Below are 21,843 nucleotides of genomic sequence, written 5' to 3'. Positions count from 1 at the left end.
GCAGGCAAACGGTTCGGGAATGATCCCGTTTCCCAAAAGCAGGAGAGGCGCCCCACAAGGGACCCCCGTACGAGCCGGTTTACCTACTCGTCGTCGTGCTCGTCGATCGCGACGAGAGCCTGTTGGATCTGCTGGTTGGCCCGCGGAGGTGGCCACCCTGCGGGGCACGAAACAGCCGGCCATCCTCGGTGGTGCCGAACTCCTTGACGTGCTCGCGGACCAGGCGCACGAGAACCGGAGGAATCGGCACCGGCCGGGTCGCCTTGCGGGCCCGCTTCTTCAGGCCGCGCGCATCGAACGGCTCACCCGTATCGGTCCATCCGGAGCCGACTCGGGGCATGCTCGTGGAGAGCAGGACTTCGCCCCAGCCCTCTTCGGAAAGGGCGAAGTCGGTTTCACGAAGACCGGCCGCCTCACAGCATCCTTGCGTTGGCCACCGGACAAGCCTCAGCACAGCCATGCTGGAAGCGGTGATCAGCACGGCGGCGAAGCTCTAAGGAATCGCGCCCGAGTCGGCACGCCTCACCGGCTGGACCTACTTCGACGCCTGCCAGTACAACGAGGCCCGCGCGTACTTCACCGAGGCGCTGCAACCGGCCAAGGGTCATCGACAGCCGTTGGTGGCTGTACTCCGCTGCTGTACAGCCACCGCAGCTGGCTCGGATGCAGCTTTGGGCCCCGTGGCCCCGACGGCGAGAAACAACGCCTCGACTGAAGTCCTCCTGTTGACAGCTTCAGCCCCCACTCAGTTCAGAATGATCGGCCCGGTCGCCTTCCTTCTGGTGCGCGTGGCGTGTCGTCGGGTTTGCCCGCGTAGTCATCCGCAGAAGTTTCTGTTGGTTGACCAGCGGACTGGTGATAGCGGCTATCGGATGCGAGGACGGTATCCACCGTGTGGGTTTGTTGGCGGTCGGTGAGCATCTGCCAGCCCACCAGAATTGCCAGGACGGCGAGCAGAGCGGATGAGGTGATCGTGGTTCCTACTCCGAGTCCGCCCTGCGCGACGGGCTTTTCCACCGCGTTCTCCGCCACCGCACCCAGAGGGCGGGTCAACACGTAGGCCGCCCAGAACAGCACCGTGCCCGAGACCGGGGTCAGATAGTGCGCGGCAAGGATCACGAGCATGGCCCCGCACAGCAACAGAGAGCTGTCGCGGAAGCCGAGACCCAGACCACCGGAAAGGAAGTCACCACTGGAGGTGCCCAGCGTGTTGGACACCAGTGTCGCGGTCCAGTACAAGACCTCGCCCTCCGTCGTGGCGATCCGCTCCACATCCATGGTCTGTCCGGTCATCCGCCACCCGATCAGCACGATCGCCAGCAGGCTGGTCAGCAGAATTGAGCCGCCGGCGTAACCGAGTCCAGCGGTGCGGTTGATGTAGTCGGACATCGAGGTGCCCACGATGCTGGTGGTCAGAATGACCGACCAGAACACCATCGGGCGGAAGCGGTCGGCCTTGAGCTGCATCACCAGGGTGAGCGCGAAGGCCACAAGAAAGATGATCGCGCCGACGGCGTAGCCGAGATTCAATGGCGCCATCGTGACGAAGTTCGATGCCGACTCGCCCAGCGTTGTGGCCACGATCTTGGTCGCCCAGAACATTGCGCCGACCAGCGGCAACTTGCTCACGGCAACCCTGCTCACTGAAGCTTCCATCCTCGCCCCTCATCAGGCACCGGTCCGTCGACTCCCTTGTGGCGGACCGCGGACCTCGCCCGCGAGACCATTGGTCCCCACCGGGGGTGCTCGCTCCCGCTTGGCTGTGCTGATCCACCCGAGAGGGCGATGGTCGAGGGGCGCCTGATGGGTGAAGCACGTGCTGGCCGGGCGCGGGTGTCGGCCGGTACTCTCGGCGGCCGTGGCGGCCGTGGCGGCCGTGTCAGGCCGTTCGCTCGGCGGTGGGGCTCGCCGTACCCGGACTGCGGCGAGGATGCCGACAGGCGACCGCTAGAGCCCCAGTTGGGAAGATTGCGTAACCGGGCTGGGGCCCGACCTGGCAAGGCGCTGAGCTGCGAGTCTGATCCCTGACACCGGCCGTGCTCGAACCGTCCACCACCCCGCCCGCGTCACCAGGACTTCGGCCCGCAGGAACCGCGTGATCACCTCTGCGACGAACCAGATGGAGAACACCAGACACGCAAGCCACAGCCCCCACATCGACCATCTACCGGTGGTGCCAACTCGGGAAGGCTCCCCGCGCGATCAAGCTGCCCCACGGTGATGTGCGCATCCGTCGTTCCGAATACGAGTCCTGGCGTTCCGAATACGAGCGCTGGCTTGCGGAGTGGGAGGACGCTGCGTGAGCACGACGAACGACGCTCCGGCCGGGCGCCCCCGCGGGTCGGCCAGGCCGGGCTACTCCCTCGACATCCGGCTGTGGAAAGTCACGAAGACGGGTCGGAAGTCCCGCCTCTACCGGCTGCGTTGGGTGGTCGCCGGACTGGTGCACGGCGACACCTTCGCCACGTCGGCGCTCGCCGACAGCCGGAGGTCGGAGCTGTGGCAGGTCATGCGGCGCGGCGAAGCATTCGATGTTGAGTCGGGTCTGCCGGAGTCCGAAGTCCGTGCGGCAGCCGAAGCCGCAGATGCCAAGCCGTTGTTGCGGTGGTTCGAGTTCTGCCGGAGGTGCGTCGCCGGACGTTGGCGTACCAGCGCTGCGAAGACGCGCGAGAGCACGGCGGACGGGCCTGCCGCTGTGGCCCTCGCCATGGGTCAGCGAGGCGAGGGCGTTCCGGAGGACACGGATCTGCTCGCGTTCCGGTGGGGCTTTGTGCCCGCGAACGCCGGGGAGGAGCCGCCGGTGGAGTTGAAGGCCGCGTACGAGTGGCTGACGACGTCGGACCGCCCCGTACTCGATCTGACCGACGCAGAGGTCTTCGAAGACATCCAGTACCGCCTCAACTATCGACTCGACGGCGTCCGCGCGGCAGGCGAAGGCCCAGCCGCCAATGCCAAGATCGAAACGTCACTGAAGGAAGACGGCGACGCGGCATAGCAATGCAGTACGCGCTTGAGGGCGGTCGTGGCGTCCATGGCGCCATCGAGTGCGAGAAATGCAGTTGCCTGCCGCAAAGTGAGCGATTGATAAAAGTACGCGTGTGGCCCAGCAGCTCCAGCCGGGCGGGGGACGGTTACGCATGGAGGAAGTCAGCGCGATTCCTCCCGCCGCAAGGCATTGTGGACATACCCGGTGCACCCTGGGAGTGGGGCATCCACAGCGCCGCGAGCCACAGGGGTTTCCCGCCCTGACGAAGGGAGGAGGAGCCATGACTTCATCGGCCGGCTGGGGCCGCCTGACGATCTACCTCGATGCCGCGCGGCAGTGGCGGCGCCGGTCGCTGGTCACGGAGATTGTGATCCGTGCGCTGGAAGGAAAACTGCGGGGGGCGAGCGTGCGCTGCGGTATCGCGGGGTTCGGTGATGCCGGCACCGTGCGCAGGGAGAGTGCGCTCCCGGTTGTTCAGCATCTTCCGGCCGAGATCGTCCTCGTCGACGACATGGTCGTCCTGCATGCGTTCGTGACCCGGCTTGACCGCATGCAGGGGGTCCTTCTGGCGACTCTCCAGCCCGTAGAGGTCGTCGATAGCCCCGCCGGGGGCCGGCCGCGACAGCCAGGCGTGGTGAACCGCCGCCTGTCCAGTCCTTGATCCGCCGGGCGGCCGCCGGGGGCGGTTAGCCGGCCCGTGCTTGCGCTCCCGCGTGCCCGGGGCGTCCAGCGTCCTCGGCTGTCGGCGCCGCGCACAGCTCCGGTCCGGGAAGTCCGCCACCGGCGCCGCGCGCGGATGTGGCTGGTGGAGATCCAAGGGTTCCGTGCCGTATATCAGCGGATTTGCGTCGTACGCTGGGAAGTGCAAGAAGAGGGCGGTGGGGCTCGCCGAAACCGCGACCGCTACGACTGGGTCGACAACAGTCCCTACCTGATACCTGCCACGCAGGCATCTCCACAGGTAGGAGAAGATCATGCCCCGGCCATTCAGCCCCCCGCCGCAACAGGGACGTAATACCGGGAGCCCGCACGGAACTGCGGCCACCCCTAGCGGCCGGTGCAACCCACGAGGGTGGCCTGCGCCGCGCGGGCCACCGTGGGACCCCTAGCCCAGCCCGCACAAGGAAGTGCCGCATGTCCGGCGGAGAGGGCCCCGGGGCCCAGCCCCGCGACGACCTGCCCCCGGCTGAGACCCTGCCGGTCGACCCTGATGTCGCCGTGAGCGCCGAACCGCAGGCTCCACCCGGGGAGCCGTCCCCCGGCACCCGGCGGCCGCGGCAGGCGGACGTCCTGGCAGTCATTGCGCTGGGCGGCGGACTGGGCAGCATCGCCCGCTACGGCCTCGCCCACGCCTGGCCGACCCCGAACCAGGGATTTCCCTGGGCGACGTTCGTCACCAACATCTCCGGAAGTCTCGCGCTGGGACTCCTCATGGTCTACGTCCTGGAGGTGTGGCCGCCCTCCCGTTACGTGCGCCCGTTCCTGGGTGTCGGCGTCCTCGGCGGCTACACGACGTTCTCCACCTTCACCGTGGAGATGCGCCATCTGCTCGCCACCACCCACTGGTCGATGGCCGACGCCTACGCCCTGACCAGCCTTGTCGTCGGACTCGTAGCGGTCTGGACAGGCATCGCGGTGGCCCGCCGGGCCGCCGGGCTACCAGTGCGACGCGGACCCAGCCACCGCGACCAGACACCCTCCGCGCCCCCGCCGACACGGCTACCCGCCTCACCCGGCGATCCGCCCCGTAAAGGAAGTTCGCGATGAACCCGCACTTTCCCCGGCGCCACCAGGTGGATGATGGCCTTCCCTCTCGCGCGCCACGCGCGCCCCTCAAAGGCACGGGCCTGCGCATGACCGTCTACCTCGGTGAGTGGGACCAGTACCACCACAAGCCGGCCTACACCGAGATCGTCCACCGCGCGCACCGCGCCGGGCTCGCCGGCGCCAGCGTCTTCCGTGGCTTCGAGGGCTTTGGCGTCTCCTCGCTCGTGCACACCACCCGCCTGCTCGACCTCGCCGAAGACCTCCCCCTGACCGTCGTGGTCATCGACGAGGAGGACCGTGTGCGTGCCTTCCTCTCGGAGGTCCGCGACATCGTCCCCCAGGCGCTGGTGACCCTGGACCCGGTGCAGGTGGTCGCCCACCTCATCGGCGTGCCTCGTCCGCTCGCCGAGGGGGAGATGAGCTGATGCCCGTCCTCATGGTCTTCCTGGGCGGCATGATCGGCGCCCCTCTGCGGTATCTCACTGACAAGGCCGTCCAGGCTCGCCACGACAGCGTCTTTCCCCTCGGCACGCTTACCGTCAACGTGGTCGGCTCGTTCATCCTCGGCGCACTGGCCGGAGCTGTGGCAGCCCACGGCCTGCCGGCGTCCGTGATGCTGCTGCTCGGCACCGGCCTGTGCGGCGGACTGACCACCTTCAGCACGTTCTCCTTCGAGACCGTCCGCCTCCTCGAGGACGGTTCCCTCGCCGAAGCCGGACTCAACGCCCTGGGCAGCCTCCTGCTCGGCCTCGCTGCCGCAGTCGCCGGCTACGCCCTCCTGACCTGGCTGTGACCCGCTCCGAGGACATTGTGTGATCGGGATTCGGGGAGCATCCGACCAGGGAGGCCTGCTGTGGCGTTCCGCTTTGTGACCCTGAGCAACGGAGCGGTCCCGTCCCCGTCGCCATCCGGAAACTCGTGAACGGCGGCCACGCTGCACCGGACTCGTCCATCCAGCCGGGACGATGCCGAACCGCCCTGGCGTCGGTATGGAGCGCAGCGACACCGACCCGCCGCGTCAACAGGTGGAGGCAGCAGCAATGAGACTGACTGGTACGGCATTGCGCGTGACGATCTTCATCAGCGAGAACGACACCTGGCACCACAAGCCCCTCTTCACCGAGATCGTCCACCGGGCCCGCGCCACCGGGCTGGCCGGAGCCTCGGTCTTCCGAGGCGTCGAAGGCTACGGAGCCTCCTCGCTGATCCACACCCCTCGGCTGCTGGCCGTCAGCGAACACCTGCCGGTGACCGTCATCATCGTCGACACCGAAGACGTCATCCGTGCCTTCCTCCCACAACTGGACGAACTCGTCAGCGAAGGCATGGTCATCCTTGACGAGGTCGAGGTCATTCGCTACGTCGCCCGGAACAAAGGATCACCGTGAACTGGCCACTGGTGATCGTCGGGGCCATGGCCCATGACTGCGCCCGCGAACTTGGTTGTCGCCAAGGTCATCAACGGCGGCGGACGGCGTCTGGGTGCGTCGAGGGTGTAAGACTGACTCAGATTGCGCCGATCACCCCGCATAGTTCTCTGACCTGCGGCGGAGTTCATCAGAGGGCGCCAGCGACACAGGCTGTGTCGGAGGTGTGTCGGGCGCCCACCGTGCCTAGGACACGAACCTCCTCTGCTGCGCCCCCTGGCAGAACGGCTCCCCAGGTGGCCACTGCCTCATCAACGGTTGAGTGCCACGCGGCCACGGTGACTCAATGTCATGAAATTGTCAGCGGTTGAAGGAGTCCTTGGTCCTCTCTTTCGCGCCCCGCATCCTGCCCCGCGCTTCGAGGGCGGCACCCTTTGCTGCGAGGGCATCCTTGTGCACCGCGTGGGCCGCCTTTCGCACGGTCTTTCCGACAACCTGTTCGGCCTTTGCCTTGGCTTTCTCTCCGGCACTCATCTCAGTACCTCCGCGTTCACTGGCCGAGTGCCCTTGAGACAGGGACAAAACCCTGAGCAGGCGGTGTCCCATGCGCCGCGCTCTACGGAGCGACCTCTTCGTCCCGAAGCACCTTGGATGGGCGCTCGACCTTGGGCCGTTGGTGGAACTGAGGCGGCCGGGCCGAAGAGCCGCCGTGGCGGCCGGCGCCACCGTTCTGAGGTGACGGCCGAGACGGCACACAGAGGCCGGTGATCACCCACCTTGGTCATCCAGCCAGGCCAGGACCGAGCCCCTCCACAAGACGACGCCCGATCCTACGGATCAGAAGGTCGCAGGGGCCTCTCTGCGCACTTGCTCCACGGAGTCGCGGGAAGGCGCGGGTACATGACCCAGCGGGGCCTTTCCCCTGGCGATGCCGACAAGGCCAGCACAGTCCTGGGCTGTACCGCGTCGGCCTGGGGCCACGGACCGGGTGCCGATGTTCGGCGCAGTGGGCCTGGGGCGTGGAACAGGGCCAGTGGCCCCTGTGTGGACCACGGCCGCTGTGAAACGTCTGGAGCCGGTACGCTGTACCCGCTCCGCCCCTGGTGGGCGAGGCAGAGGTGGGTTGCCCGAGCGGCCTAAGGGAACGGTCTTGAAAACCGTCGTGGCAGCGATGTCACCGTGGGTTCAAATCCCACACCCACCGCAGGTGAACGGCCCCTGACCAGGTAAATCGGTCGGGGGTCGTTCTCATGTGCGTGGTCCGTCAACCCGCCGTGGTTCCCCGTCAGTTACCGGTGGATCGGGCACGGCGGGGGCACGGCACCTTCTCGCGGTCGGCTGTCCACGAGAGCGTTGCCGAGAGCCACGAAGACGCCCACGCCGAAGACAGCGAGGGAAGGAAACGCCGTGATGCGTCGTGGGGTGCTCGCACTGATCACGGGCAGCGCTTTCGTCGTGGTGGCCGGCGGCTACCGCGGCGTGGACGTGTGGGTGTGGGATTTCTGGTGCTGACGGCAGCGGCCGTCTCCGGCGGACGTGTCAGCCGAACATGCAAAGGATCCCCGGCCCTCCGGACCGGGGGCTTTCCGCGGGCGGGGCCAACGGAATCTGAGCCCCTGGCCGGCTCGTCGCGCCTTTGACCCAGCCTCTGAAGTGCTAGCCCGCCAGGCTGGACACACGCGCTCTCAGGCGTTCTCCGCGACGGCTCACAGTTCGAAGTCCTGGGCGGCTTCCTCCCAGGGGATGGCGCGCAGGCCCGGATCGGCGGTGTGGCCGGACGGGATGTCGGGGGTGGCCTGGAACCACGCGACCGCGAGGGCCGAGCGATGGAGGACGGCGTCGACGGCGGGGTCGACCGCGCTGGAGAGGAAGAGGCCGACGCAGGTCACGGCGGGGAGCAGTTCGACCGGGCCGAAGCCGCCGGCGGGCATGTCCGGATGGGCTCGGTGGGGTGTGACGAGGTGTGTCGGGGTGTTGGGGAACGCCGTGGCGGTACGTCGGGCCAGGCCGTCGATGATGCGGTCGTTCCAGCGCTTGAAGGGGTAGCCCTCGAGCATTCCGCCGTAGGTCGAGGTGAGACGCAGGTCGGATGTCTCGACGGTTCTGCCCGAGGTGAGGGTGATGCGGGTCAGTGCCATGGCGCGCAGCCTAGGGACGGGCGGTTCGTGGTGTCGTTCCGTTTTCCGGTGGCCCGGGGCGTGGGAACGTCATCCGGGACGCCGAGGCGATCGTCGAGCGGGCCTCGCGTTCGGTGAGGCCGGTGCGGACGGCGGCCTCGACGAGTGCGGTGCTCAGCTCCGGGCCGATGCCGTTCTCGTAGGCGCGGCAGGCGGCCCAGAAGAGGCGGGTGTTGCGCTGGCCCTCGTGGGCGGCGAGCACGAACTGGACCAGCCCCTGGCCGTGTTGGCCGGTCGCAGGGGGCGCGCGGTGGTGTGTGCGGGGCGGGGGCGTGAGCAGGCGCAGGAGTTCACGCGGACAGGGCGCGGGCGCCAACTGGGCGGTGCCCGGGGCCGTTCCGTACACGCCGTGCTCGGTGCGGGAGCCGGGGCCGACGAGGTAGCCGCCGGCGCCGCGGATGTCGATGCCCGGGGCCAGTCGGCTCGCCGAGTTGGGGACGACCACGTCGGGCGGTCCGGTCAGCCAGAGGTGGCGGCCGCCGCTCGGGGTCAGCACGACCACCGTCTCCGGGATCGTGAACAGGTGGCGCAGGGCCAGTTCGCGCAGGGCGGCCGAGGAGTCCGTACCGGATTTGGTGTCGAGGTCGATGCCGATGAGGCGGTGCGGGTCGAGGCCGCAGGCGATGCCGTAGCCGGTCGCCCAGGGTGCGGCGGCGAAGAGCGCGCGGATGCGGCGGGGGTCGGTCGAGGCGTCGTACACGCCGTGTCCGAAGCGGCCGCATGCGCCGTGGCAGGGAGGGGACGTCGGGTCGGGATCGGGGTCGTCGCGGTGGGGGGAGCGCAGGGCCGGGAGCTTCGTGCGGGACAGCGGGATCACCGCGAGGCCGCGTTCGGCGGCGGACAGGGCGTGGGCCAGGGCCAGGGTCGTGGCCTGCCGGTCGATGGTGGCCATGCATCCATGTTCGTACGAGTGTTCGAAAAAGGGAAGGGCTTGCTGGACCCGGGGATGCCGGGAAGGTGATTTAAGAGTGATTGGCCAAAAAGTGGCGGAACGGTTCCCCCCTTGGGGCGCCCGGGATCGAGCTGTCCGATCCGGTCTGAGCTGGGGTTTCTTGTCATGAAGAGGGTTTATCGACATGTACTCACGCTTGAGGGCGAATCACGGCTTCCGGGGTGGTTCGCCGGGGATTCGGTGGGCAACTCTGGAGTCGCGACGTCGTGATCAGCGCCGGGCGGTCGGCCAACCGCCTTGGAACGAGCAGTAATTCCCGGTTCGCGCCGGTCCGTACATCCGGTTCTTGGAGGAATTCACATGGCAAGCATCCGTACCGCCCGTGTTCTCGCCGCCGTCTCGGCTCTGCCCCTCGCCGCCGCCCTCTTCACGGGTGTGGCCACGGCGGACAACGGCGCTTTCGCGGACAACGGATCGAACGCGGGCGTGGCAACCGTCAGCGGCAGCGGGGTCGGGCACAACAACAGCGGCAACTCCTCGACCACGCAGCAGCAGGCGGTCGGCTCCGGGGCCTCGAACCAGAACAACACGGCTCAGGTCAACGGCTCCGCGTTCACGGCCATCGACCAGTCGAACGCCGTCGTCAACTTCACCAACCTCTGGTGAGCCGGGGCCGATTCGCCCGCTCTCGACGGGCTCGTCGGCCCGGAAGCACCGTGTGGGGTGCTCTTGTGGGGTGGTAACACGTCTGCGCGACGGCACTTCGGTGTCGTCGCGCAGACGTTTTCGCGTGCCCGAGGAGCTGCGCCGCCGGCTGTCGTCCTCGACAGTCCCGTCGTGACCTTTCCAACGGCCACGTCGTGACCTTGACAGCTCCCGCTATCTGACGGACAGTCAGAAAACCTTGTTCGTACGAGGTCCGGGAGGGCCGCCGCCGTGCACCTCGCCCCCACCGAGCGCCAGCAACGGCTGCGCGCCGAACTGCGTACGTACTTCCGGGACCTGATGCCCGACGGTCCCCCGCCCGCCGACGACCCCGGCAGGCAGCGGGCGCTGCTGCGCCGCATCGGCGCCGACGGACTGCTCGGGATCGGCTGGCCCGTCGCGTACGGGGGCCAAGGGCGCGGAGCCGACGAGCAGTTCGTGTTCTTCGACGAGGCGTACCGGGCCGGAGCGCCGGTGTCGATGGTCACGCTGAACACCGTCGGACCGACCCTCATGAAGTACGGGAGCGAGGCGCAGAAGGAGTACTTCCTGCCGCGCGTCCTCAGGGGTGACCTCGTCTTCGCGATCGGGTACTCGGAGCCCTCGGCGGGCACGGACCTGGCCTCGCTGCGCACCCGCGCCGTGCGGGAGGGCGAGTCCTGGCTGATCGACGGGCAGAAGATCTTCACCTCCAACGCCCAGCACGCCGACTGGATCTGGCTCGCCTGCCGCACCGACCCCGACGCGCCCAAGCACCGGGGCATCTCGATCGTCCTCGTGCCCACGGACGCGCCGGGCTTCTCGTGGACACCGATCGAGACGGTGGGCGGGCTGACCACCACGGCCACGTACTACGACGGCATCCGCGTCCCCTCCTCGAACCTCGTCGGCGAGGAGAACGGCGGCTGGGAACTCATCACCAACCAGCTCAACCACGAGCGGGTCGCCCTCGCCGCGATCGGCATGCAGGCCGAGGACTTCTACGCGGCCGCGCTGCGAGCGGCGCGCACCCCCGATCCGGTGACGGGGCGGCGTCGGGTTGACGAGCCCTGGGTGCGTTTCCGGCTGGCCGAGGTGCATGCGCGGCTGGCGGCATCACGCCTGCTCAACTGGCGTTTGGTGGGGGATGTCGGGGCCGGCCGACTGGCCCCGGGCGACGCGAGCGGCGTGAAGGTCGCGGGAACGGAATCGGCGGTCGCTTCGTACCGAATGTGTCAGGAAGTCGTGGGTGCGCAGGCGCTGGTGCGCTCCGGTTCGCCGGGTGTGTTCGGGGACGGCGAGCTGGAGCGGATGAACAGGGCGGCGCAGATCAACACGTTCGGGGGCGGAGTGAGCGAGGTGCAGCGGGAGATCGTGGCGACCATGCGGCTCGGGATGACGAGGGGGCGGCGGTGAGCGACCAGGCGGCCGAGCCGGCGGTGCGGCTCAAGGCGTACGAGGCGCGGCTCAAGGCGTACGAAGGGCGTGCGGCCGCCGTCGCGGGCGTGGGCAAGGACCCGGTCAACGAGCCGATGATCCGGCACTGGTGCGAGGCGATGGGTGACACCAACGCGGCGTACACAGGTCCGGACGCCGTGGCGCCGCCCACCATGCTCCAGGCCTGGACGATGGGCGGCCTGTCAGGGCACGAGGGCCGCTCGGACGCGTACGACGAGCTGCTCGGCCTGCTCGACGAGGCCGGCTGCACCTCCGTGGTCGCCACCGACTGCGAGCAGGAGTATCTGCGCCCGCTGCGGCCCGGCGACGAGATCACCTTCGACGCGGTGATCGAGTCGGTCTCCGAGCGCAAGACCACCAAGCTGGGCACCGGGCACTTCGTCACGACACGGATGGACGTACGGGCGAACGGGGAGCCGGCGGGGACGCACCGGTTCCGGATCCTCAAGTACGCCCCGGCGCGCATCAAGTCCAAGGCGGCCCGGCCGCGACCGGTCGTCAACCGGGACAACGCCGGGTTCTGGGAGGGCGTCGGCCGGCACGAGCTGCTGATCCAGCGGTGCGGCGGCTGTGGGACGCTGCGGTTTCCCTGGCTGCCTGGGTGCGGCGCGTGCGGCTCCCCGGAGTGGGACACGGTCGAGGCGAGCGGAGACGGGACGGTCTTCTCGTACGTCGTCATGCACCACCCGCCGTTCCCCGCCTTCGACCCTCCGTACGCCGTGGGCCTGATCGAGCTCGCCGAGGGCGTCCGGATCGTCAGCAACGTCATCGGGGTGCCGTACGACAAGGTGCGGATCGGGATGCCCGTGCGGCTCCGGTTCGAGCGCTACGACGAGGAGCTGGTGCTGCCGGTCTTCCGTGCCGGTGCGGAGGGGGGACGCTGACATGGACTTCACGCCCACCGAGGAGCAGGCGGCCGCCCGCGACCTGGCCGCGCGGATCTTCGGCGACCTCTCCACCCCGGAGCGGCTCGCCGCGGCCGGCACCGGCAGCGACGCCGAGACATGGAAGGCGCTGTGCGCGGCCGGGCTGGTGGCGGCCGTCGCGGACACGGGGCTCCTCGGCCTGGTGCTGCTTCTGGAGGAACAGGGGCGGACCACGGCCCAGGTGCCGTTCGCGGCGAGCTGTGTGTACGGGCTGCTGGCGGTGTCCGCCCACGGTTCACCGGAGCAGCGGGAGCGGCTGCTGCCGGGGATCGACGACGGGACGGCGGTGGTGTGCGGGGCGGTCTTCGAGCCGGGAGGCGTTCGGGCGGACGCGGCGGGGCGGTTGAGCGGAGTCGTCCCCGTGGTGCCGTGGCTGCGGGACGCCACCCATGTGCTCGTAGCGGACGACCGGCGCCGGTTGTGGCTCGTACGGACCGCTGACGCGCGCTGCGCGCCGGTCGAGCTGACGGCGCCCTGGGCGGCGGGGCGGCTGACGCTCGACGGGACGCCGGGTGAGCCGGTGGGCGGGGCGGACGCCTGCGACGACGTGCTCGCCACCGCCCGGACGGCCTTCGCCGGGCTGCAGGCCGGGGTGTGCGCCGGGTCGCTGGCACGAGCCGTGGAGCACACCAACACACGCGAGCAGTTCGGACGTCCGCTCGCCGCCAAGCAGGGTGTCCAACTCCGGGCCGCGGACGCGTACATGGACACCGAGGCGATACGGGTGACGGCGTACGAGGCGGCGTGGCGGCGTGACGAGGGGCTCGCGTACGCGACGCACGCGCTGACCGCGGCCTGGTGGGCGTCCGAGGCGGGTCAGCGGGTCGTTCACGCGGGCCAGCATCTGCACGGAGGCACGGGCGCCGACCTGGAGCACCCGGTGCACCGGCACTTCCTGTGGGGGCGGCAGCTGGACGCGTACCTGGGATGCGGGAGCGAAGTCCTCCAGGAACTGGGGGAGCTGATCGCGAGCGGGGAGGAGGAGACATGAGGGTCGGGGAAGGGGAGCGCGTGCGGGCCGGGGAGAGCGAGCGGGTGCGGGCCTGGGAGGGCGAGCGGGTGCGGGCCGGCGACGAGCTGCCGCCGCTGGAGATCGAGATCACGCGCACGCTGATCGTGGCCGGGGCGATCGCGTCCCGGGACTACCAGGACGTGCACCACGACGCCGAGCTGGCACGGCACAGGGGCTCCCCCGACGTCTTCATGAACATCCTGACCACCAACGGCCTCGTCGGGCGGTACATCACGGACCACTTCGGACCGGACGCCGTCCTGCGCAAGGTCGCCATACGGCTGGGAGCGCCCAACTACCCCGGCGACACGATGGTGTTGACCGGCAGAATCGAAGAGGCCGAGGGCGACACCGTGACCGTGCGCGTCCTCGGGGCGAACGGCATCGGCAGACATGTTGCCGGGACCGTGACGGTCACCCTGCCGCCCGGCGGTGCCTCGTGAGCGTACGCACGAGGGACCGGCTCGGCGGCCGGGCGGCGATCGTCGGCATCGGGGCCACCGAGTTCTCCAAGGACTCCGGGCGCAGCGAGCTGACGCTCGCCGCGGAGGCGGTGCGGGCGGCGCTCGACGACGCGGGGCTGACACCGGCCGAGGTGGACGGGATGGTCACGTTCACCATGGACACCAGCCCGGAGATCACCGTCGCCCAGGCGGCCGGGATCGGCGAGCTGTCCTTCTTCTCCCGGGTGCACTACGGAGGCGGTGCGGCCTGCGCGACCGTCCAGCAGGCGGCGCTCGCGGTGGCGACCGGGGTGGCCGAGGTCGTCGTCTGCTACCGGGCGTTCAACGAGCGGTCGGGGCGGAGATTCGGAGCGGGGGTGCAGCAGCGGGAGCCGTCGGCCGAGGGCGTCGCGCTGGGCTGGGCCCTGCCGTTCGGGCTGCTCACCCCGGCGTCCTGGGTGGCGATGGCGGCCCAGCGGTATCTGCACACCTACGGACTGACGCCCGAGGCCTTCGGCCACGTCGCCGTGGTGGACCGCAAGTACGCGGCGACGAACCCGGCGGCGTACTTCCACGGCAGACCGATCACCCTCGCCGAACACGCGGCCTCGCGGTGGATCGTGGAGCCGCTGCGGCTGCTGGACTGCTGCCAGGAGACGGACGGCGGCCAGGCGTTGGTCGTCACCTCCGTGGAGCGTGCCCGGGAGCTGCCGCATCCGCCTGCGGTGATCACGGCGGCGGCCCAGGGCGCGGGCCGGGCGCAGGAACAGATGACGAGTTTCTACCGGGACGAGCTGACCGGGCTGCCGGAGATGGGGGTCGTGGCGCGTCAGTTGTGGCGGACCTCGGGGCTGACCCCTACGGACATCGACGTGGGCATCCTGTACGACCACTTCACACCGTTCGTGCTGATGCAACTGGAGGAGTTCGGGTTCTGCAAGCCGGGGGAGGCCGCGGACTTCGTCGCCGAGGAGCGGCTTCCGCTGAACACCCACGGGGGGCAACTCGGGGAGGCGTATCTGCACGGGATGAACGGGGTGGCGGAGGCCGTACGCCAACTGCGCGGCACGTCCGTGAACCAGATACCGGGCGCCGGTCGCACCCTGGTCACCGCGGGCACCGGGGTCCCCACGTCGGGGTTGATCCTGGGGGCGGACGGGGGATGAGCACGCTGTCGGTCTCGCGCCGCTCTCCCCGCTCTCCCCGCTCGTCCCGTTCTCCCCTCTCGCCCCGCGTCACGGAGCCCCTCGGGGACATCCCGGGTGGTACGGCGGCAGCCGCCGTACTACGGCCGTATCGGTCTGTCAGGGGTGAACCCTCAGGGTGCGGGCGCCGCTCGTCCACCCTCAGGAGGTGGGGCCAGCCCCCCTCCTACAACCTGAGGGGGACACCTCTTCGGGACCTGCGGCCGATCCGAAAAGGTAGGGGTCACTCCTAGCGTGGAGCCATGACCTCACTCGTCTGCACCAGCGGTTCGAACGGCGGGACACGGACCCTTCCGTACCCGTCGTTCTCGTCGTACATGAAGGCCCGCCAGCCGGTGCTGCTGCGTACCGCCCGCTCGCTGACCGCGAACCCGAGCGACGCCGAGGACCTGCTGCAGACCGCGCTGACCAAGACCTACGTCGCGTGGGAGCGGATCGAGGACCACCGCGCGCTCGACGGCTATGTACGGCGGGCGCTGCTGAACACCCGGACCTCGCAGTGGCGCAAGCGCAAGGTCGACGAGTTCGTGTGCGACGAGCTCCCGGAGCCGGAGGACGTCCCCGCCGGGGACCCGGCCGAGCAGCAGGCGCTGCACGACGCGATGTGGCGCGCGATCATGAAGCTCCCGGCACGGCAGCGGGCCATGGTCGTCCTGCGGTACTACGAGGACCTGAGCGAGGCACAGACCGCGGAGGTGCTCGGTGTCTCCGTCGGCACGGTCAAGTCGGCGGTGTCACGGGCGTTGGGCAAGCTGCGCGAGGACCCGGAGCTGGAACCCGTGCGCTGACCTTCGGCAGATTCGGGCCGAACGGCCCCTGCGGAAAAGTTCCCGTCCGGGCCGAACGACCCCTGTGACCTGATCGATCGTCCGGAGCTAGTGACATACCGAGTGGTATGTGCGCAGAATCAGCGCATCCCTTACCGCCTCGTAGGCAATGTCGCCCCGGGAGGACGCCGTGCTGAGCACGATGCAGGACGTACCGCTGCTGATCTCGAGGATCCTGACCCACGGGTCGGCCATCCATGGCACCTCGCAGGTGATCACCTGGACGGGTGAGGGAGAGCCGCAGCGCCGTTCCTACGCCGAGATCGGCGACCGGGCCGCCCAACTCGCGCACGCGCTGCGCGAGGAGCTCGGTGTCGAGGACGACGACCGTGTGGCGACGTTGATGTGGAACAACGCCGAGCATGTCGAGGCGTACTTCGGGATCCCCTCCATGGGCGCGGTCCTGCACACGCTCAACCTCCGCCTCCCCGCGGAACAACTCGTCTTCATCGTCAACCACGCGGCCGACCGCGTGATCATCGCCAACGGCTCGCTGCTCCCGCTGCTCGCGCCGCTGCTCCCTCATCTGCCGACGGTCGAGCACGTGGTCGTCTCGGGCCCCGGTGACCGTTCGCTGCTCGAGGGCGCGAGCGTCCAGGTGCACGAGTACGACGAGTTGATCGCGGGCAAGCCGACCACGTACGCCTGGCCGGAGCTGGACGAGCGTGCCGCCGCGGCCATGTGTTACACCTCCGGCACCACCGGCGACCCCAAGGGCGTCATCTACTCCCATCGTTCGATCTACCTGCACTCCATGCAGGTCAACATGGCCCAGTCGATGGGGCTCACCGACCAGGACACCTCGCTCGTGGTGGTCCCCCAGTTCCACGTCAACGCCTGGGGCCTGCCGCACGCCACGTTCATGACCGGCGTCAACCTCCTCATGCCGGACCGTTTCCTCCAGCCCGCGCCGCTCGCCGAGATGATCGAGTCCGAGCGGCCGACGCACGCCGCGGCCGTCCCCACCATCTGGCAGGGCCTGCTCGGTGAACTGCACGCCAAGCCCCGGGACGTCTCCTCGCTCACCCAGGTCACCATCGGCGGCTCGGCCTGCCCGCCCTCCCTCATGGAGGCCTTCGACAAGCTGGGCATGCGCGTCTGCCACGCCTGGGGCATGACGGAGACCTCCCCGCTGGGCACGATCGCCCGGCCGCCGGCCAGCGTCGTCGGCACGGACGAGGAGTTCGCGTACCGCCTCACCCAGGGCCGCTTCCCGGCCGGCGTGGAGGCCCGACTCTCCGGCCCCGGCGGCGAACGCCTCCCCTGGGACGGCGAGTCCGCGGGCGAGCTGGAGGTGCGCGGCCCCTGGATCGCGGGCGCGTACTACGGCGGCCAGGGCACCGAACCGGTTCGCCCCGCCGACAAGTTCAGTGAGGACGGCTGGCTCAAGACCGGCGACGTCGGCACGATCAGCCACGACGGTTTCCTGACCCTCACCGACCGCGCCAAGGACGTCATCAAGTCGGGCGGCGAGTGGATCTCCTCCGTCGACCTGGAGAACGCGCTGATGTCGCACCCAGCCGTCGCCGAGGCCGCCGTCGTCGCCGTCCCCGACGACAAGTGGGGCGAGCGCCCCCTCGCCACGGTCGTCCTGAGGGAGGGCGCCACCGCCGACTTCGCGTCGCTGCGCACCTTCCTCGCCGAGGAGGGCAAGATCGCCAAGTGGCAGCTTCCCGAGCGCTGGACGATCATCGAGGCGGTCCCGAAGACGAGCGTCGGCAAGTTCGACAAGAAGGTGCTGCGCAGGCAGTACGCGGAGGGCACGCTGGACGTCACCCAGCTCTGAGGTCCTCGGCGGCAGAATGACGGTTGGGGTGCTGTTTCACGTGAAACAGCACCCCAACCGTCGTAGGTGTGAACCCAGTTCGAGGCCAGCAGGTCAGCAGGCCCGCAGCGCAGCGGGTCAGTTCGTTCCGATGCGCGCCAGCAGATCCACGATCCGGTCCTGCACCTCGACGCTCGTCGAGCGCTCGGCGAGGAACAGGACCGTCTCACCCGCGGCGAGGCGCGGCAGTTCGGCCGGGTCGACAGCCGCGGTGTAGACGACGAGCGGTGTGCGGTTCAACTGCCCGTTCGCTCGCAGCCAGTCCACGATCCCGGCGCGCCGACGCCGTACCTGCATCAGATCCATCACGACCAGGTTCGGCCGCATCTGAGAAGCCAGCGTGACCGCGTCCGCGTCCGTGGACGCCCGCGCCACCTGCATTCCGCGCCGCTCCAGCGTCGAGGTCAACGCCAGCGCGATCTCCGCGTGCTCCTCGATGAGCAGCACACGCGGCGGGTGCTGCTCGGAGTCCCGCGGCGCGAGCGCCTTCAGGAGTACGGCGGGATCGGCGCCGTACGCTGCCTCCCGCGTCGCCTGCCCCAGTCCGGCCGTCACCAGTACCGGGACCTCGGCGGCGACGGCGGCCTGACGCAGCGACTGCAGCGCGGTGCGTGTGATCGGACCGGTCAGCGGGTCCACGAACAGCGCGGCCGGGAACGCGGCGATCTGCGCGTCCACCTCCTCGCGCGAGTTCACGATGACGGGCCGGTAGCCACGGTCGCTCAGCGCCTGCTGGGTCGTCACGTCCGGCGCGGGCCACACGAGGAGGCGGCGCGGGTTGTCCAGCGGCTCCGGGGGCAGCTCGTCGTCGACGGGTCGCGGCTGCGGCTGGTCGGCGACCTCGACCGCGCCACCGGGACCGTCCAGCGGCTCGGGACCCTCGTCGGCGTTCTTGTCCGGGGCTCCTATGGCGTACGACCGACCGGCGCCCTCGGTCGTTCCGGGCAGCCTCGGCCCGGGAGCCGTGGCGGTCTGCCCGGCCTGCGGGTGAGGGCGCGCCGTCGCTTCGGGGCGCTCGGCGGCGGGCTCGGGGGGAGTGCCGAGCTTGCGGCGGCGGCCGGAGCCGTTGGTCTGGTGCGGAGGAGGCGTGGCGGTCTGCTGCGCCTGCGCCTGGGCCGGTACGGCCCCCGGCTTGTTCGGCGCCGACTGACGGCTGAACGGCACGCCCTGCCCGAGCGTCCGCACGCTGAACGCGCGCCCCTGCGTCGAGTTGGGGTCGACCGGCGCGGCGGCCTCGGCGGGCAGCGGCTGGGCGACCCGCGGCTGAGCCCCTGGCCGGGGCACCGACCGCGCGGGCTGCTCCGGCGGCAGGGGGGTGCCGGGGGCAGGAGTCTGCGTCTGCGGTTGCGGCTGGGCCTGACGGGCGGCGGCCGCCGCCGGGGCAGGGGCGCCGGGCGGCACGGGGATGCCGGCGCCGGAGGTGTCGTCGGCGTTCGGGGCGGGCCAAGGGGCCGGGGCCTGCGCGGGGACGGCCTGCGCCGGGGCTCCGGGCGCCGGGGCGGCCGGTACGGGGACGCCCTGGGCCGGAACCGCCGCCACGTCGGGCCGAGCCGGGGCCGGTGCCTGGCGGGTCCGCACTCCCGACGGCGCGGGAACCGGGTGCGGCTGGGGCGGAGTGTGATCGTCGGCCGGGTCGTGCGGCATCCCGTCGTGCCGGCCCTCGTCCCCCTGGCCACGACCGGCTACGGCACCGACGGCGTCGCCCGCCTGCTCCAGGAGCTGCTGCTGGGCACGCTGCGCCTGCTGGGCCTGTTCGGCCTCGATGTACTCGGGCGAGCGGTCCGCCTCCGCGGGCGGAAGCGCGAACACGGTCCGGGCGCCACCTTCCTGCGCGGCGGCCCGCTCGGCCGCCGCGGCCAGAGCCCGCCGACGTCGCCCGGTCGGCTGCGCGTCGACACCTTCGGCGGGGACGGCCTCCGGGGCACCCGGAGCGCTCGGGGCGCTGGGAGCCGCGGGCAACGCGGGCGGCAGCGCGTGCTGTTCGCCGTCACGCCGTGCCCGCCGCCCGGACGGCACGGGCACCCCTTGCGGAGAAGCCACAGGAACCCCCTGCGGAGGCACCGTCCCGCCCAGACCCGTACCCACGGCCGCGGTTCCCGCCCCGTGCTCGGCCGCCATGACGACCGCGCCCTCCGACACACCCTCGGCCGCGTCGCCGTCCGCTCCCTCGACCGTGCTCGGCCGCCCACGACGGCGCCCGGTGGCGACGCCATCGCCGTCACCGGGGCCCTGGGCCTGCGCGGGCACGGACACCTCGGCGGCCTCCTGCTCCGCGGCCGTACGGCGCCTGCGCCGCCCGGTGGGAGCGGCCGCACCGCCCTCGGTCGTGACCGGCTCCGCGGGGGCGACCTCGCTCTCCAGGAAGGCGTCCACGGAGGACCTCCGGGCCCGCCGCCTGCCACCGCCCTGGTTGCCGCCGTTCTGGTGCGAGGCCTGCTCGGGGAGGGCGATCTCGGCACCGGTCGACACCGGAGCCGCGGGGGCCATGGCTCCGGCCCCGTCGCCGATCGGCACCTCCAGGACGAAAGCGCTGCCGCTCATGCCCGGCACCTCGTGCGTCTGCAGCACGCCGCCGTGCGCGCGCACGATCCCGCGCACGATCGGCTCGTGCACCGGGTCTCCCCCGCTGTACGGCCCGCGCACCTCGATCCGTACGACCTCGCCGCGCTGCGCCGCCGCCACGACGACGGTGTTGTCCATGTAGCCGCCCGCGGACACCGGCGCGTTGCCGGTCGCGTCGACTCCGGCCACGTCCGCGATGAGGTGCGCCAGCGCCTGCGCGAGCCGCTGCGGGTCGACCTCGGCCTCGATGGGCGGCGCGTGCACGGCGAACTGCACCCGCCCGGGCCCGATCAGTTCGACGGCCCCGTCGACACCGGCCGCGACGACCGCGTCCAGCATCACGTTCGTACGGACGATCTGCTCGGCCCCCGCGTCCAGCCGCTGATAGCCGAGCACGTTGTCGACGAGGGTCGTGATCCGCGAGTAGCCCGCCGCGAGGTGGTGGAGTACCTGGTTGGCCTCGGGCCACAGCTGGCCGGCGTCGTCGGCGGCGAGCTTGGAGAGCTCACCGCGCAGCTGGTCGAGAGGCCCGCGCAGGGACTGGCCGAGCACGGAGAGGAGCTGATCGTGCCGGGCGGTCAGCGCCTCGTAGCGGTCCTTCTCGCGCTCGCCGAGCGCCGCGTACCGCTCGTCACCCGCGGCGAGTTCCTCCTCGTGGCGCTCGCTCACCTCGGCGAGCTCGGCGGCGTGCCGCTCGCGCAGCGCAGCCAGCTCCGCCGCGTGCTCCTCGCCGATCCGCTCGATCTCCTCCGCGTGCTGGGTGGCCTCGGCGTCCTTCTCCTCGACGAGGCTGTCGTACGGCCGTCGGTCGGTGAAGGTCATCACGGCGCCGACGAGCTGGTCCCCGTCGCGCACCGGAGCGGTCGTCAGGTCGACCGGCACCTTGTTCCCGGACTTGGACCACAGGACCTGCCCGCGCACCCGGTGCTTGCGCCCGGAGCGCAGGGTGTCGGCGAGCGGGGACTCCTCGTACGCGAAGGGCTCGCCGTCCGCGCGCGAGTGAAGGATGAGGGCGTGCAGGTCCTGCCCGCCGAGATCACTGGCCCGATATCCCAGTATCTGAGCGGCCGCCGGATTGACGAGGACGACCCGCCCCTCCGTGTCCGTGCCCACGACACCCTCGGCCGCCGCGCGCAGGATCATCTCGGTCTGCCGTTGCGAACGCGCGAGTTCGGCCTCGGTGTCGACGGTGCCCGACAGATCGCGTACGACGAGCATGAGCAGCTCGTCAGGGGCGGGACCGTAACTGTCGTAGGCCTGCTGGCCGTTCTCCAGGTTCGCGCTGGTGACCTCGACCGGGAACTCGCTGCCGTCGGTCCGCCGCGCGATCATCCTGGTCGGCTTGGTCCGCCCACTCTGGTCGATCGTCTCGGGCCGCCGCATGGACCCGGGGATCAGCCGCGAGTCGAACTCGGGCAGCAGATCGAGCAGCCCCCGGCCCACCAGAGCCGTACCCGGGGCCTCGAAGGCCTCCAGGGCGATGGTGTTGGCGTTGACGACCGTGCCATTGGCGTTGACCAGCACCAACGCATCGGGCAGCGCGTCCAGTATGGCTGCGAGGCGAGCAGCGCCTCGGGATGGCCTGCTGCTCACGAGACGCTTCCTCCCTGTTACCGCACCTTGCCTACCGCGAGGGCCATCTTGCCAACCTGCCCGCAGCGTGTCACGCGAGGGAGTCTACGGGCAGAGGCCGCGCTCGCGGCGCCGGATGA

At 70.5% G+C, this 21,843-nt stretch carries 20 protein-coding genes and 1 tRNA gene; 15 read left to right on the top strand and 6 right to left on the bottom strand.

From position 1 onward, the window contains the following. Nucleotides 1-79: 79 nt before the first annotated feature. A complete protein-coding gene (locus ACZ7M2_RS45605; RefSeq protein WP_471600293.1) occupies nucleotides 80-481 on the bottom strand; it encodes a hypothetical protein in 402 nt (133 codons plus the stop codon). 269 nt (nucleotides 482-750) lie between these two features. Continuing rightward, nucleotides 751-1,629: a COG4705 family protein gene (locus ACZ7M2_RS45600; RefSeq protein WP_471600292.1), complete on the bottom strand. Its 879-nt coding sequence runs from the start codon at nucleotides 1,627-1,629 to the stop codon at nucleotides 751-753. A gap of 670 nt (nucleotides 1,630-2,299) precedes the next feature. Here ACZ7M2_RS45600 and ACZ7M2_RS45595 point away from each other — a divergent pair. The 6 genes from ACZ7M2_RS45595 to ACZ7M2_RS45570 all read left to right on the top strand — a co-directional run bounded on the left by ACZ7M2_RS45595 (nucleotide 2,300) and on the right by ACZ7M2_RS45570 (nucleotide 6,141). Then, nucleotides 2,300-2,995: a hypothetical protein gene (locus tag ACZ7M2_RS45595; RefSeq protein ID WP_471600291.1), complete on the top strand. Its 696-nt coding sequence runs from the start codon at nucleotides 2,300-2,302 to the stop codon at nucleotides 2,993-2,995. A gap of 271 nt (nucleotides 2,996-3,266) precedes the next feature. Next, nucleotides 3,267-3,647, top strand: a complete 381-nt coding sequence (locus tag ACZ7M2_RS45590) for a DUF190 domain-containing protein (RefSeq protein ID WP_471600290.1) — start codon at nucleotides 3,267-3,269, stop codon at nucleotides 3,645-3,647. 473 nt (nucleotides 3,648-4,120) lie between these two features. Further along, nucleotides 4,121-4,753 carry a fluoride efflux transporter CrcB gene (crcB, locus tag ACZ7M2_RS45585; RefSeq protein ID WP_471600289.1) on the top strand — a complete coding sequence of 211 codons (633 nt, stop codon included), beginning with the start codon at nucleotides 4,121-4,123 and terminating at the stop codon, nucleotides 4,751-4,753. Nucleotides 4,754-4,839: 86 nt separating this feature from the next. After that, on the top strand, nucleotides 4,840-5,178 hold the full coding sequence (locus ACZ7M2_RS45580) for a DUF190 domain-containing protein (protein WP_471600288.1): 339 nt from the start codon (nucleotides 4,840-4,842) through the stop codon (nucleotides 5,176-5,178). After that, nucleotides 5,178-5,546: a fluoride efflux transporter CrcB gene (gene crcB, locus ACZ7M2_RS45575; protein ID WP_471600287.1), complete on the top strand. Its 369-nt coding sequence runs from the start codon at nucleotides 5,178-5,180 to the stop codon at nucleotides 5,544-5,546. Before ACZ7M2_RS45580 ends, crcB (ACZ7M2_RS45575) begins: the two co-directional genes overlap by 1 nt. A gap of 247 nt (nucleotides 5,547-5,793) precedes the next feature. Continuing rightward, entirely contained in the window at nucleotides 5,794-6,141 is a 348-nt protein-coding gene (locus ACZ7M2_RS45570; protein ID WP_471600286.1) for a DUF190 domain-containing protein, read from the top strand. A 339-nt stretch (nucleotides 6,142-6,480) separates the two neighbouring features. Here ACZ7M2_RS45570 and ACZ7M2_RS45565 read toward each other — a convergent pair whose 3' ends face one another. Beyond that, nucleotides 6,481-6,654, bottom strand: coding sequence for a hypothetical protein (locus tag ACZ7M2_RS45565; protein WP_471600285.1), 174 nt, complete (start codon nucleotides 6,652-6,654; stop codon nucleotides 6,481-6,483). Between the two features lie 583 nt (nucleotides 6,655-7,237). Between ACZ7M2_RS45565 and ACZ7M2_RS45560 the strand changes: the two genes are divergently transcribed. Beyond that, nucleotides 7,238-7,324 (top strand) — tRNA-Ser (locus ACZ7M2_RS45560). A 502-nt stretch (nucleotides 7,325-7,826) separates the two neighbouring features. Here the strand turns inward: ACZ7M2_RS45560 and ACZ7M2_RS45555 are convergent. Together ACZ7M2_RS45555 and ACZ7M2_RS45550 are read right to left on the bottom strand one after the other, a co-directional pair. Then, nucleotides 7,827-8,258, bottom strand: coding sequence for a hypothetical protein (locus tag ACZ7M2_RS45555; protein WP_471600284.1), 432 nt, complete (start codon nucleotides 8,256-8,258; stop codon nucleotides 7,827-7,829). A gap of 10 nt (nucleotides 8,259-8,268) precedes the next feature. Next, on the bottom strand, nucleotides 8,269-9,189 hold the full coding sequence (locus tag ACZ7M2_RS45550; RefSeq protein WP_352050446.1) for a bifunctional DNA primase/polymerase: 921 nt from the start codon (nucleotides 9,187-9,189) through the stop codon (nucleotides 8,269-8,271). Nucleotides 9,190-9,549: 360 nt separating this feature from the next. Here ACZ7M2_RS45550 and ACZ7M2_RS45545 point away from each other — a divergent pair, with 360 nt between their 5' ends. The 8 genes from ACZ7M2_RS45545 to ACZ7M2_RS45510 all read left to right on the top strand — a co-directional run bounded on the left by ACZ7M2_RS45545 (nucleotide 9,550) and on the right by ACZ7M2_RS45510 (nucleotide 17,530). Continuing rightward, entirely contained in the window at nucleotides 9,550-9,855 is a 306-nt protein-coding gene (locus ACZ7M2_RS45545; protein ID WP_067376930.1) for a hypothetical protein, read from the top strand. A 270-nt stretch (nucleotides 9,856-10,125) separates the two neighbouring features. After that, on the top strand, nucleotides 10,126-11,289 hold the full coding sequence (locus ACZ7M2_RS45540) for an acyl-CoA dehydrogenase family protein (protein ID WP_099942242.1): 1,164 nt from the start codon (nucleotides 10,126-10,128) through the stop codon (nucleotides 11,287-11,289). Next, on the top strand, nucleotides 11,286-12,215 hold the full coding sequence (locus ACZ7M2_RS45535) for a bifunctional MaoC family dehydratase N-terminal/OB-fold nucleic acid binding domain-containing protein (protein WP_471600283.1): 930 nt from the start codon (nucleotides 11,286-11,288) through the stop codon (nucleotides 12,213-12,215). The genes ACZ7M2_RS45540 and ACZ7M2_RS45535 overlap by 4 nt, the downstream gene beginning before the upstream one ends. 1 nt (nucleotide 12,216) lies before the next feature. Further along, nucleotides 12,217-13,248, top strand: coding sequence for an acyl-CoA dehydrogenase family protein (locus tag ACZ7M2_RS45530; protein ID WP_352050449.1), 1,032 nt, complete (start codon nucleotides 12,217-12,219; stop codon nucleotides 13,246-13,248). Nucleotides 13,249-13,316: 68 nt separating this feature from the next. Beyond that, a complete protein-coding gene (locus ACZ7M2_RS45525) occupies nucleotides 13,317-13,712 on the top strand; it encodes a MaoC family dehydratase (RefSeq protein ID WP_471600316.1) in 396 nt (131 codons plus the stop codon). After that, nucleotides 13,709-14,878: a lipid-transfer protein gene (locus ACZ7M2_RS45520; protein ID WP_343324622.1), complete on the top strand. Its 1,170-nt coding sequence runs from the start codon at nucleotides 13,709-13,711 to the stop codon at nucleotides 14,876-14,878. The genes ACZ7M2_RS45525 and ACZ7M2_RS45520 overlap by 4 nt, the downstream gene beginning before the upstream one ends. Before the next feature lie 281 nt (nucleotides 14,879-15,159). Further along, nucleotides 15,160-15,705: a SigE family RNA polymerase sigma factor gene (locus tag ACZ7M2_RS45515; RefSeq protein WP_095853762.1), complete on the top strand. Its 546-nt coding sequence runs from the start codon at nucleotides 15,160-15,162 to the stop codon at nucleotides 15,703-15,705. Between the two features lie 148 nt (nucleotides 15,706-15,853). After that, nucleotides 15,854-17,530, top strand: coding sequence for a long-chain fatty acid--CoA ligase (locus tag ACZ7M2_RS45510; RefSeq protein ID WP_471600282.1), 1,677 nt, complete (start codon nucleotides 15,854-15,856; stop codon nucleotides 17,528-17,530). 117 nt (nucleotides 17,531-17,647) lie between these two features. On the opposite strand, the gene ACZ7M2_RS45505 is transcribed toward ACZ7M2_RS45510, so the two are convergent. Further along, nucleotides 17,648-21,724 carry a hybrid sensor histidine kinase/response regulator gene (locus tag ACZ7M2_RS45505; RefSeq protein ID WP_471600281.1) on the bottom strand — a complete coding sequence of 1,359 codons (4,077 nt, stop codon included), beginning with the start codon at nucleotides 21,722-21,724 and terminating at the stop codon, nucleotides 17,648-17,650. Nucleotides 21,725-21,843: the final 119 nt, after the last annotated feature.

The organism is Streptomyces sp. NPDC111507 (genome assembly GCF_055638955.1).
Note: the sequence above shows the minus strand (reverse complement) of the source record. Positions and strands in the feature narration are given on the sequence as shown.

Excerpts from the sequence above, each read along its gene's own strand:
- ACZ7M2_RS45590 (WP_471600290.1), top strand. The coding sequence starts at position 3,267 with ATGACTTCATCGGCCGGCTGGGGCCGCCTGACGATCTACCTCGATGCC.
- crcB (WP_471600289.1), top strand. The coding sequence starts at position 4,121 with ATGTCCGGCGGAGAGGGCCCCGGGGCCCAGCCCCGCGACGACCTGCCC.
- ACZ7M2_RS45580 (WP_471600288.1), top strand. The coding sequence starts at position 4,840 with ATGACCGTCTACCTCGGTGAGTGGGACCAGTACCACCACAAGCCGGCC.
- crcB (WP_471600287.1), top strand. The coding sequence starts at position 5,178 with ATGCCCGTCCTCATGGTCTTCCTGGGCGGCATGATCGGCGCCCCTCTG.
- ACZ7M2_RS45570 (WP_471600286.1), top strand. The coding sequence starts at position 5,794 with ATGAGACTGACTGGTACGGCATTGCGCGTGACGATCTTCATCAGCGAG.
- ACZ7M2_RS45565 (WP_471600285.1), bottom strand. The coding sequence starts at position 6,654 with ATGAGTGCCGGAGAGAAAGCCAAGGCAAAGGCCGAACAGGTTGTCGGA.
- ACZ7M2_RS45555 (WP_471600284.1), bottom strand. The coding sequence starts at position 8,258 with ATGGCACTGACCCGCATCACCCTCACCTCGGGCAGAACCGTCGAGACA.
- ACZ7M2_RS45550 (WP_352050446.1), bottom strand. The coding sequence starts at position 9,189 with ATGGCCACCATCGACCGGCAGGCCACGACCCTGGCCCTGGCCCACGCC.
- ACZ7M2_RS45545 (WP_067376930.1), top strand. The coding sequence starts at position 9,550 with ATGGCAAGCATCCGTACCGCCCGTGTTCTCGCCGCCGTCTCGGCTCTG.
- ACZ7M2_RS45530 (WP_352050449.1), top strand. The coding sequence starts at position 12,217 with ATGGACTTCACGCCCACCGAGGAGCAGGCGGCCGCCCGCGACCTGGCC.
- ACZ7M2_RS45515 (WP_095853762.1), top strand. The coding sequence starts at position 15,160 with ATGACCTCACTCGTCTGCACCAGCGGTTCGAACGGCGGGACACGGACC.
- ACZ7M2_RS45510 (WP_471600282.1), top strand. The coding sequence starts at position 15,854 with ATGTCGCCCCGGGAGGACGCCGTGCTGAGCACGATGCAGGACGTACCG.